3 protein-coding genes are annotated in these 12,129 nt (G+C 58.1%); all 3 read right to left on the bottom strand.

From position 1 onward, the window contains the following. Window positions 1–17: 17 nt before the first annotated feature. Genes CI807_RS27655 through CI807_RS27645 form a run of 3 tightly spaced genes read right to left on the bottom strand, consistent with a single transcriptional unit; the run spans window position 18 to window position 12,084 of the window. Window positions 18–4,532, bottom strand: coding sequence for a SpvB/TcaC N-terminal domain-containing protein (locus tag CI807_RS27655; RefSeq protein ID WP_095017044.1), 4,515 nt, complete (start codon window positions 4,530–4,532; stop codon window positions 18–20). Beyond that, entirely contained in the window at window positions 4,522–9,378 is a 4,857-nt protein-coding gene (locus CI807_RS27650; protein ID WP_095017043.1) for a neuraminidase-like domain-containing protein, read from the bottom strand. The genes CI807_RS27655 and CI807_RS27650 overlap by 11 nt, the downstream gene beginning before the upstream one ends. Window positions 9,379–9,414: 36 nt before the next feature. Then, window positions 9,415–12,084: a Tc toxin subunit A gene (locus CI807_RS27645; protein WP_256578641.1), complete on the bottom strand. Its 2,670-nt coding sequence runs from the start codon at window positions 12,082–12,084 to the stop codon at window positions 9,415–9,417. Window positions 12,085–12,129 lie beyond the last annotated feature (45 nt).

Genomic DNA, 12,129 nt, shown 5'->3' with positions numbered 1-12,129 from the left:
CCACGGTGGCCCAGGCTTTACTGTTCAGTCAATGGGGTATTGGGAGAGCTCCCCTGCGTGTCGTTTTCATCCTCGCTGACGGTGTACCAGGCCCAGTAGGTGGTTTGTCGCATTGCGGCCCTGGCAGTGAGGGTTAGGGTGGGCCTCCCCAAGGCGTCATGAAACTGTTTATCGCTGTGCCAGAACTGGCGCAAGGACTCTCCGTGGATATAACGATGAGCGTTGGCGTAATAGGGGCGATAAATCCGAATGGTCCAGCCTTTGGCGCTGTATTCGTTGTGCTCGTTGACACACCAGCGCGGGTCGGCCTGAACCTGTGGGATGGCGCCGTCCTTGGCCACCAGGTCACCGCTTTTCGCCACGGCGCAGGCGAGTCCAGGCTCGGTTTTTTGTTTGCTTTGCAACGTGCGCCCAACGCCATCCCAGCAGGTCAGGGTCATCTGGATAAGTTGCTCCCCATCCCCGTTGTAGCGGTCGGCGCTCAACCTGAGGCTGTGGGCGGGCTCACGTGGGGCCTTAGCGATCAAGTCAGACAAGGCTTTCTCGCTCGTACTCAGCAGCGCTGGGTTTTTTTTCAAGCGCAGCCTGGCGGTGGCGCGTATGTAGCCGTCGGGCAATAGATAGCCACTATTAACCCAGGCTGCCTGTCGGTCTGCCGTGTCGATGCAGCCCATCCAACTGAAAGGGTCGTGAAGCCAGGCACTGGCAACCTTGCCAAGGAGTGCCGCGGGTGCCTGAATGACGCTGTCGACACTTAAACTCTCCGGTCGTTGATACGCCGACAAAGGCCCAAAACCGACAGTTTTGCCTGACTCGTGCCCTTGGAAGCTGGTGGCGAGCAATCGCCCGAATGCGTCGTACAAGGCTTGCTCGACTGTGCCGTTTGAGTCGGTGATTTTGACCGGCTGGAGCAGGCGGTAGTCATGCTCGGCCTGCGTGACGCAGTCGTCAGGGTGTTTGACCTGAATGACCTGGCAGCAGTAAGGGTCATGGGTCAGCGTGGTTTCGTTCTCGGCTTGCGTCAGGCGCCAGGCATGCAGGCGATAGAAGCGTTTTGCGTTGAGGTAGCGGGCAAACTGTCGGCGGATCGACCAGAGTTCAGGGGGGGCTTGGCGTTCCTGATCGCTGGCATGAAAAAACAGTGACATGGGGCGATAACCGATTTTGCGCAGACGGCCCGGCAGGTCTGTGGCAGAGCGACCCGGTAGATCGGGGATGGCTTTCAGCGCCTGCAACGCATTGGGGGCCAGTTCGGCGGTCTCCGTATGATCTGCCAGCGCCTGGAAGGTTGCCATTCCAGAGGCCAGGGTTTGTCCCTTGCCTCCGGGCTCCCGATAATACTGGATTGACAGCCCGCTTAGCTCACGGGGCGCCTGCGGCCCTAATGGCCCCGAATGTCGTTCGATCAGCCCCTCGTAGCTTACCGCCGCAACGTTCAGCGCTGCCTTGGATAAGGTCCAGGTATTGTCACGCTGACGATAGGGCAGGCCCAATCGCCATTGTTCGTCGTGCGGCTGGTGAATCCATTGCGCCAAGGTTTCTCGCAGGTAAAAAACCTGCTGATGCGGATCATGGGCGTCGCGCCACCATTGCTGCTGGTGCACATCTGTGAGCAATGCCGGCGGTGTATCCTCGGCCGTCTTGCGCCGCGCGTGGTGCACCGTGACGCTGTGCACCAGGCTCCCATAGGCGTCCCAGCGCAGGTTGAGCTGATGCTCGCAGACCGGATCATCGGGCACCCGCTCGTAGTCATAACGCATCGACTCCAGCGACAGCGGCAGCATTCGCGACCAGGGCTGTGGGCCCGATGCAGGGGATAAGCGACGCACCCGATAACGAAACTGCTGCACTGAATAAGGCGCCCCATCGGGCGGGTCGAGCGCGTAGGTCTCGACCCGCAATGGCAGGCCCCTGAGGGCGTACGCCGCATCACGCAGCTCCTGCGAAGTCGGCGTTGCGATCAGCCGGTCGAGATGGTCGAGTGGCTCCGGCTGTTGGGGCGCAAGGTGCTGCCCCAGTAGTGTGGGGCCGAGCTTGATGGCCTGGGGGTCATGACGGCTGTAATCGTCTTGAGGCATATCCAGCGCTTGGCCTGTGTGAAACCAGCGCTTGGTAACTGAGCCTGCTTCTGTGGTTCCGTTGTCGGTTTGCAGCACCAGCCCGAAGCCCTGGAAGGCTCGCTCATCGGCATCGTAATAAGCCTGGCGGTAGCGCACATTCTGGGTACGCGTTTTACCGCTGATCTCATCGAGTTGTACCTGACGTTTAACCAGGCTGATCGCGAACGGTAGCCGGCTGACGGCGGGTTTGCCTTCGATCTGGAGCTGTCTTTTTTCGTCCAGCCATTCCTGGGCGCTGCTGCGGTAGCTCACACGGACCTGCGCACCGAGGTTGTTGCAGGTGGCGTTGAGCAGGCAGGGCTTCCTGTCAAAAAAATCGTAGCGCCAATGTCGAGGGCTTGGATGCATGACACTGATGATCAGGCTGGCAAAACCCTGACCCTGCAGGTCGGCCACGCTGACCTGGCACAGGGAGTCGTGCCGTACACCTGGCGGCCACGGCAGTACCAGGGGCGTCGTGGCAAAGCTGTTGCCACCCTTATTGAGGAAAATACGTACGTCACGTGGGGTCAGGTACAGCAAGTCACTGGCACCGCAGCCGTCCAGATCCGCCAGCAGTACGTTGGCCGCCTTGAATGTCGGTTCATTGAACGGCAGGGCGGCCAAGACCCTGCCCTTGCCGAATCGCCCGCGTCCCAGGTTGGGCCAGTACCTGATTTCGTTGTAACGGATACGCACCAGGTGCGGTTGGCCGCTGCCCAGCAGGTCGCTGAAGCCGACCCAGTCGGTGGGTGAATGGGCGAAGGACGGCAAGGCGTCGCCGTCAATCGTGTGCGCCTGCTCGATGCCGGGTGCGAACCCGCTTTGTTGATTGGCGTACAGACGTACGCTGCGCGGGCCCACGAGTGCCAGATCACCCAGGCCGCTGCCCATCAGGTCGGCAAATATTGCGCTGGGGTGCAGGTATTCCAACGGGAACGCGTCAAACGGTACAAACCCCGTCGCCACGCCTTGAGGGTCAAGGTTGAAGAAGCCGCTCATGCCTGGCTGGGCCAGGACCCATTCCGGGCGTCCGTCGCCATCTATATCCAGCAAAGCCTGATGCACGGGGCGTGAACTGTCGGCGACGGGAATGGCGGGTAATGCTTGGGCGAGGGCGTAGGTCATCTCATCCCCGGTGGAGGCACCCGTGCGCTGAGGTGCCCGGTAATACCAGGCTTGATCGCCGCGATACAAGATTCCGGGCAGGCCTTCTCCGTATAAGTCCACCAGTTGATAACGCTGACCGTCGTTGAGCCCCGGCAAATCATCGAAGCGTTGGTATCGCTGGACATCCAGCTTCACAATGGAGGAGTGATACAGGCATTCTTGAGGTGGCTGGCTGATGAGCCTTCCTTGGGCGTCAACCGCCTGCTCTTGCATCGAGATCAGGAGGCTGAGCCCGTTGCTGGCGGCGCGATGTTCGAGCTGTAATCGCTTGACCAGCACCGGTTGGGGCCCCATGCCAGGCTCTTGCGCGAAGGCGTGAAACATCAGGATCTGCCGGCACAGGCGCAGTGTTCGCAGCTCAAAGCCGTAGACGTAGCTGGAAAATGGATCGTTTCGCAGAAGCCAGGGTGTGAGGGCTTCGTAGGAAGGTAATGCATCGCTGGCCGTAGTGCGTTGGCCGTAGTCGAACAGCAGGTAAAAGTGCCACTCCTCACTTGTGAGGTCGGTATTTTTTAGCAGGTACAGGGTCTCTTTTTTCCTGGCATTGACGTTGCCGTAGCACACCTTGTGTAGATAGCGCTGGGCCCGGCAGTCATGTGGTTCCGTGGGGGCTGGGTTCGCAGCCTCGTACTGGTATTGGTAACCGATATGCTCCCCATGGGGGTTCAGGCTTTCTTCAAGCAGCCACTGCGCCACATGGCTCGGGTTATCCGGATCGGCGATGCGTGCCGAAGGGGTCTTGCCATAGAGATGTCGGCTGCCGTCAGCGGCGTGGACCAGCCAGAACCCAGCTTCGTCGTCAGATGAACGCCAATGCTCGATGCGCTCAAACCGCTGCTCGACCCTGGCGAAGTAGCGCGTGACGGTGTAGGTAAGGCCCAGTTGTACCTGATCGAAACTGTCGCGCGGCGTCTCCACGTGAGTGCCGTCGGCGGTGCGCTCGGGCAGCCAGTGTTGTCCATCCGGACCCAGGAGCGTATCGGCGGCGGTGTAGCTGGGGACGCCCCGCTGGGTGCGTCGGCTGACGGCGCCCGGGTTAACCTCCCAACCGTGGCCGAATGCACTGTTGCCCGCCGTGCTTCTGTAGACCAATGCCAGGGCCGGCGCATACCCACGACCGGCGGAAATCGGTAGCGCGACCTCGAAGGTCGCCGTACCGTCGGCGCCCATACTGCCCCAACCCTTGGCAACCCCCTCGATGGCGTTGCCGGCAGTGGGCAGCGAGGGCACTTGCAGGGGCGATTCATTGGCTTTAGTGCTCATGCTTCGCTCCCGCCGGCCTTGCGGTGTAGCGCACATGGATGATGATGTCGGTGATGGATTCAAGCAGGTCTTTTTGTCGCTGCGGTTGGCTAAAGCTCAAGAGCCAGGACGACACGGCGCCGGTGTATTCAAACGGCAGGTAACGCGGATCGTTGTCGAAATTAAGGGTAAACAGGCCGTCGTCATCCAGCCCTCGTGACAAGGCGATTTGTTGGTGTGCCCTGAAATCGGTGCGGATGGTGCCGTCGGGCATCCGAATTTCATTGCGGGTCTGGGTCAGTGTCGCCTTGATGTCTTCATAGGGCCCCAGTGTGGCGGGTAGCGATACGCTGACATGTTTGATTCGCCGTAGGGTGTGCCCAGGGTAGTCCTCGTCCAGCAACGCCTGGGTCAGGGCAAAACCAATGGTGCCGCAGCTCACTAGCCCCTTCTGGTGCTCGTCCCAGGTTTTGGTGGCTTGAGCGCCCAGGCCTTCGGTCATGACCGAGCACTCGATCAGGCGATGGCGCAGCGACACGGTTTTGCTGATTTCCAATTCGCGTGGCGTGTGTTGCAGATACGCGGTGTTCATCTTGATCAGGTTCAGTTTCAGGCCTTCAGCACTCAGCAGTCCTCGGGACGTGTGGTGCCAGGCTTCACCTTGAAAGAACTGCTGGCTGCATGCGGTCTCATACTGCCAACAGGCTTCAGCGGCGAGGCATAGGGAGTGGACGTTGTCATACAGGGCGTAATAGAACGTGCTCAGTTGGGCAGTGAGCCATTGATAAAGCTGTTCCCCTGTAAAGCGCATGCCGAGCAGTCGGTAGGCTGACTTGGCCTGGGCCAACGCTGTGTGGGCACTGCGCAGTTGCAGGCGAGTGGCTTTTTCCTGTTCGGCATGCACCAGCAGCAGGGCGTCGATATGGGCCAGCTCCAGGCGGGCCTGTTGTTCGGCGTGGGTCCACTCCTGGGCGCGACGGTTGAACTGTTCAGTGCGCTCCAGTTCGCTGCCGTTGGCGCGAGCGGTGTTAGCCTCGCCCTGGGCGAAGGCTTGGTAGGCAAGAAACGCGCCTTCAAAGCGCATACCGCCGAACGACGTACCGAAGATATTGGGTACGAGCATGGCGGCCCCGGCACCAATACCCGCAATCGCGACTTTTCTCTCCCAGTCGGCGCTCTCCAGATAGTGCTGGCCGGCCGAAATTTCACCGGCGCTGATACCTTCGCTGAGCTGGCGCGTCAGGAACTCCAGGCGCCCCTGGACGATTGCTTGGCTGCGAAGTAGCGCGTCTTTGTTTTTTTCGTCGATGGTCAGGGCCTGGGTTTGCTGGGTCAACACCAGCTCGGCCAATTGCCAGGCGTTCTGCTGCTGCACCTCAAGGTAGTGCGCCTGCTCTTTGCGCTCGATCAGCGTAAGCAGCGTGGCGCCGAATTGTGCCAGGCTGTCGACTGCGCTCAAGGCGTGCCCCTGCATGACTTGGAACCGGTAGTGACCCACCTCAGGACGGCTCGGTATCTGAGCACTGGCGCCACTTGCGGCACTCTGTGCGTTGCGCATCAGCAGGGCGGTGGGTGACAACGGTGTAGCAAAGAGGGTTTGGCGCAACGGCTTGCCGGTAATGTCCAGATTATGGCGCAGCCCATGCAGGCGACTTTCCAGTGTGTCCCAGCGTGTTACCAGTTGTGTGTTTAATGGGCGATACAGGTAGGGGCTGCTCGTGAGCCAGGTACGTTGCACTCTGTTTTCACACTGCCGGGACAGTAAGTCGGTGTAATTGGATTTATGTTCCAACTGGCGTAGTGCTTTGGAAGGTGTGTTCGCCAGTGTCTCCAGTTCGCGCGAGGTCCAGGTATCGGCACGCGTGATCGTGGGGCGCATCCCGAGCAGGCTCTGCGCCTGAATGTACCAGAGTTTGGCTTCGGCCAGGCTGTCGGGAGTCAACTGGCGATAGGCCGCGTCGCCCCGGTTGATCAGGATATCCACATTGAGGTGGTACAACGCCTTGCGAAGGTATTTCGGAAAGCTCAGGGCCAGGTAATGCGGGCTTTCGGGATGCTGGCAGGCGTAACTCAGCTCGACGGGATGGCTTGGCAGCGAATTCAGCGTCCCGGCGTCTGGTTGACGAGGGTCGAGCAGGTAGTGCAACCAGGTTTCGGCCTGAGCGTATTGCTGTTGCTGGTTGAAGCAATGTGCAATGGTCCAGGGTAAATAGATAAACAGTTCACGGAAGCTTTTGCCGTGCGCACCCTGGAAGTCCAGGGGCTCGGATGAAGCGCCAGCCGCCAGTGCCGGTTCCGTCCAGTCTTTAAGAGAGTGTGAAAGTAAAGGGACGAGGTTGAGACTGGCGACCTTGGTCAGTTTAGTGGCAAGCGTGGTGTTAAGTCGGATTGCCGGAATTGTCGAGTCGAAGCTCTTGGAAAAATCAATCGACTCGGTTGTCTCCCCGTTTTCTTGCTGCTGGCGGGTGATGCGTGGGGAATGTGCTGGCTTGTTGATGGAGGTTTCGAGGGTGTATTTGACGGCCTTGAGTGCATAGCCGAGGACTTTCACTTCATTCTCTTTACTCTCAAGTGTGATAACCCCGTGGATCAGCGTGGTGTCTGATTTCTTGTCAGGTAACTTTATCCGTGTGCTCGCGATATGCCCGCTGGGTAATTCGGGGGCCCCGCCCCATAGGCTCTCGTGTGCAGAGTCCGTGAAGTTAAGGATCTGGGTGGTGTTGTTATTGATGGCTTGCGGAGTCGGTACGTCTGTCAGTTTGGACTGCATGATGACGTGCTTGTAGAAACGGATAGGGCGCGCGGAAGCGATGTCGGACTCTAGCCTCAGGTCATTCATGAAATGCAGTTTTTTGTTTCCTACAGCATCGCCTGGCAGGTCGTACTGACTGTAGCGATCAAGTATCGCCAGGAAAGAATCCTGAGGGTGGGTGTATAAGTGAAGAAACGCATTTTTGTTGAGAGACTTCCCCGCCAGGGAGTAATTGATGACTGTTTTTTGTTGTGTTTCCTGCCCCGGTCGCAAGTCAGGCATCATCTCCTCCACACCATCAATGAGTTTCAATAACGGGGAGCTATCGTCATAAATCGCGTTCGAAAAGGCTATTCCGGACCTGGGGTTTTTAAAGTACACCGAGTGATACTTGGCGCTACCTTCGGGGTGTGGACTTTTGTCGATCTTGATGTTCGAGCCACTGCTGAGTTTAACTTCGGATAGGCTCTGGTCATGCAGCGCAGACTCGGTGTTCAGGGTAATGCTGAACTCGGAGTGTCTGCTTTTGAGGGTGATGCTGTAGGTTTGCAGAAAGTCCTTAGTGGTTTTTGAGGTGAAGACGAACTCGCCGGTGGCGGGGTCAAAGGTTGCGGTGGTTGTATCGGCCCCTATATCCGTGCTTCTAGCCTCAAAATCCCACGCATTCCCGCCGCTATCCGGGGAGGCCTGAACTTTCGAGACTATCTCCTTTTTCTCCTGTTCCCACTCTATGCGTGTCCTGAACTGTAAATTGTCCTTGTTTATATCGAAGAACAGGTGAAAGTATTGGTGCGCGAAGGTGGGGAGTAACGGGTTGGAAAATACGTTGCCCTTGTCGATACCGGCGAACAAAGCGGTCGGCTGTGGTGCGTTTTTTGTTGATTTATAGTTTTGCAGCCATTTGTAGGCTTCATAAGCAGCAACTGAACTCAGCGCGAACGTGTATTGGCTAGGGCTGCCAGCAGAAGCGATGGTTGTTATACCCAGTGACTGATCGACACTGATGGCCTGGTAGAACTCGCCCACTTGGTCGCTGCCACGATTCAGCGTATTGGCTCGTATACCCAGGAACAGTGTCGGAACGGAACGACTATCGACCACGGCAACGGTCTGCGTGACGCTGTAAAGTTGCGCCGACGTGAGCGTGTTGATACTACGGGGGACGCAGTAGTCTTCCACGCCCGTGTGTGGAAGGCTCCAGGTGCCATCCAGTTTTTTATAGGAAAAGCACAAGCGAAACTTCACGAACTGGCTGCTCAACCACTCAGCCTGGCGTTGTTTTTCGTCGTCGTCCTCCCCGTTATCACCCTTGCCGTTATCCGCTGGCTCGAATGAGTTGTAGGGCGAAGGCTTGACGCACTCGGCCCAAACAATAAATAGCCGGTTATTGAACAGGACCGGACGAATACTGTGGTCGGGCGTATCGGCGGAGAACGTCAGGTGGATTTGTTTCCAGTCAGTCCACGCCAGCGGCGCAGGCGCCTTAGGTGTGACGGTGGAGCGTTTGGACAGGTCCAGCGAGCGCCAATAATAGAGGTTGTCAGTGGCCGACTTGCCGACGAGATAATAAGTGCTGGTAGCCAGCTGTGAGTCATCGCCGTCAATGTAGCCATTGAGCGTACGAATACTGGCGACCCCTTCGAACCGTGACAGATAGCCTTGTATGGCGTTCTGCACAGTGCTGGGTTGCATCCGATGCTGATTGAGCTCGTTTTCCAGTTGCGCAAAGCTCTCACTCTTGTCCTCACGCAGTGTGGGGTCGAGGAAATTTTGCGGGTGATAGCGCAGTTGCTGGCTGGCGCTCCACAGGGGGTAAGTGTGCAGGGACTCCTGCCAGGCCAGGCTTTCGTGGGGCAACATGCCCTGGGTCTCATAACCCGGTTCGAGGCCTGAGCGGATCCGGTTGATGTAGTGCTGCAGACTGGTGATCGCACTGGCGACCGGGCTGGTCGGTACAGCCTGGCTGACCTGTACGTCCAGGAGCCAGTAGTCGTACAGGTCGTTGGGGGTGCGTAGCGAGTCTTTAAGGTCAGGGTCGATGCAGTGAGCCAGATAATAGCCGAGCATTGCGTCACGGCAGGCTTCATTGAGCTGATGGTCGAGGGTCTCAGACATGGTCATTCCTTGAGTCTGGTGGTTGAGGGAGCGCCGTTACTGACGGGCGGCGATGATGGATTCGCCCAAGGATTTCCATTGACTGAAATTGCTGGCGGTATCCAGTTTGCTGGCGTCGAGCAGCGTTTGGCTGGAGAGGCGGGTGATGGTGCAGGCTTGTCGGCAGCGCATGATCCAATCCAGCTGATTCATGGACGTCAGCTTTTTTGGGGCCAAGGAGTCGGTGAGCACCTGCAACTCTTTTTCGTCCCAGCCCAACCATTGACTTAGCCGGGCGTTGATGTTTTGAGGCATGTCGCTGTTGGCGCTCTGGAAAAACGCCAAGAGGCTTTCCTGGGCCATGCCGTAGGTATCGCAGCAGTCTTTGAAACGCTGCAATAGATAGAGAGTGCCTAGGCTCAGCTCGACCAGTGATCGGGGGGGCTTGTCGCTGTCCAGCCAATGCGGGTTGAGCAGCAATTGACGCAGTGACGTGCTGGTCACCGGCAAACGCAACAGCGTGGTGATATCCGGCGCGAGCAGGATCAGCTTTTTGGGTGTGGGCGCAGTCTGCGGGCTGATGAAGTGTCGTTCGTAGTAGGACATAAGCTCTGTGCTGTCGAGGGGCGGCACCGCGCTCCCCAAGAACTGTTTGATGCTCGCCTGCGCTCCTAGAGCCAGCAAGTCGTTCCAGCGTTGCAGTGCGGGGTTATCAGTGACAGGCTCCAGCAGTAATTGCTGGCGCAGCTGCGTTACGCTGGTGTTGCTGTCCTTGAGCCAGGTGACCGCCCAGTCCAATTGCATGAGCACATCGAGAAAATCCACCGAGGCGCCGCTCCCGGCACGCAATGCAGGGGTGATCAGCGTGCTCCAGGTGGACGGGCCGAGCAGGTCGGCCAGTTGTTTGCAGTGCAAGACAGACAGGCCGAACACCTGGGCGATTCGTGCCTGTCGATAGATCGCGGAGTACGTAGCAAGACTCCGGGTGGCAGATACAGGCAACGCCCCTATCAGCAGTTGCAGCGAATCTGGTGTGTCACTCAGCCCTAACGCGGCGCATAGCTGTTGGCGGGTCTGCGAATCGAAGACCAGGCCGTCCAGCGGTAGCAGTTGCTTGGACAACGCTGTGCGATTGAACACCTGATCGAACAACGGTTGTTCGTTGGCGCTGGCCTGCACCGGTAAGAGATCCAGCCATGCCGAAAACTCCAGCGGTTTTACCCGATAGTGCCGACTGAAGTAGCGGTAAACCCCTAGGGCACGTAGCGTGTTGCGGGTTATCTGCAAATTGACCGTGCGCTCACAGGCCATGGCGCTGACGATCAGCGTATCCAGGTCGGTAAACGGTAGATCGAGCCATTTTTGCAGGCGAATCATACGGTGCAGACGGTCGAACCGATCGGGGGTGGTATTGAGCAGTGTCGCGGTGGGCTCGTGGGTGGATGTGCCCGCCTCAATCTTAGGTGGATCGCTTGCTGGGCCTGTGCCCACCTCAATCCTAGTGGATGAATCACTTGTTGGGCCATTGATATAGCGGGCACCATAGGTGGCCAACGTTTGTTCTGTGACCGAGCGAGAGGTATGGGGGGCGAAACTGTTTTGCGACAGGAGCGCTTGCAGCTGGGTACTGTCCAACGCCGTACATTTCAGAAAGTCGTCGAGTTTTTCTGGTGCGCTTTTTCCGCCCAAGTAAGTTGCAAGCAGCTTTGCATCCGTGATGGGTGACTGCGTTAGCAGTGTTTGCTGTTCGGGACTCAATTCGCTGAGCAGACATTGCGCATGACCATTGGTGGTGCCGTACTGTGCGCTGCTGGCCTCGTCAAACGGCAGCTGCAAGCTGATTCGGTAGTTCAATTCACCCAAGGTGTGCTGGGTGCCTGACAGCCCCAGGCGGCATTGATGGTGATGATGGTGGTAAGGCAGCATCAAGGGGTAGTGTTGCTTGGTCAGCAGAGCGTTCAGCTCCTCATCTATATGATGGAGTTCGATCTGTTTGCGCAGCATCTCATCGACGAGCGAGAGCAATGGTCGCTGACCAAACGTACTCGCGTGGTCTATCTTCAGTGTTTTCAGATCCGGGCGCCGTTTGCTCAAGAGGTTTTTTGTCCCTGGGCCCGCGCCGGTTTGTTCCAATTGTGTGGCGAACAGATACAGCGCGCGCAGGTAGGCGACCGGGGAATCTATAGCGGCGATGGCGCCAGGTGCGCAGATGCTGCTCCAGTCGTCGTCGAACTGGGTCGAATAGGCCAATTCCACGCTGCGTTTTCTGCGAGCAGGGGTATGGGTGGGGGCCGGCAGTTGCTGGTCGTATAGCCATTGCAACTGGCTGGCGTAGGCCAGTGCAGTGTTGTGGATCACCGCGCCATTATCCTCGTTGAGCATGGCCAATTTCTTGATGAATTCGGCCTTGGGCATGTCGGCGATGTCGAAAACGGAGGTGAGATTCAGCATGCTCGCGGCCGCGATGAAGTCGACTTTACCTTCACGGGGCACAACGGGATTCTCCACCAGTTTGGGCAGTAATAGACTGCTGGTTTTTGTCATGGTAACGATCTTCCTGTACGCCCACAGGTGGATCCAATGGGCAGCGAAAGACGCTATCACGCAGGTCTTGCCGGCCGAGGTCAGCCAATGCCGCGAGGGTGTCAAGGAATTATCGGCGACTGAGTGTCGATGCAGTGGCGTCGCGGTTTTGTTAGAATGCGCGCCGCGCGGCCTGGCCTGCATTTTTTTGCATCCGGTTCACCCTTTACGAGGGTAGCCACCTGGAGA

The sequence above is a fragment of the Pseudomonas sp. NS1(2017) genome (genome assembly GCF_002269425.1).
GTDB classification, from domain to species: domain Bacteria; phylum Pseudomonadota; class Gammaproteobacteria; order Pseudomonadales; family Pseudomonadaceae; genus Aquipseudomonas; species Aquipseudomonas reactans.
Note: the sequence above shows the minus strand (reverse complement) of the source record. Positions and strands in the feature narration are given on the sequence as shown.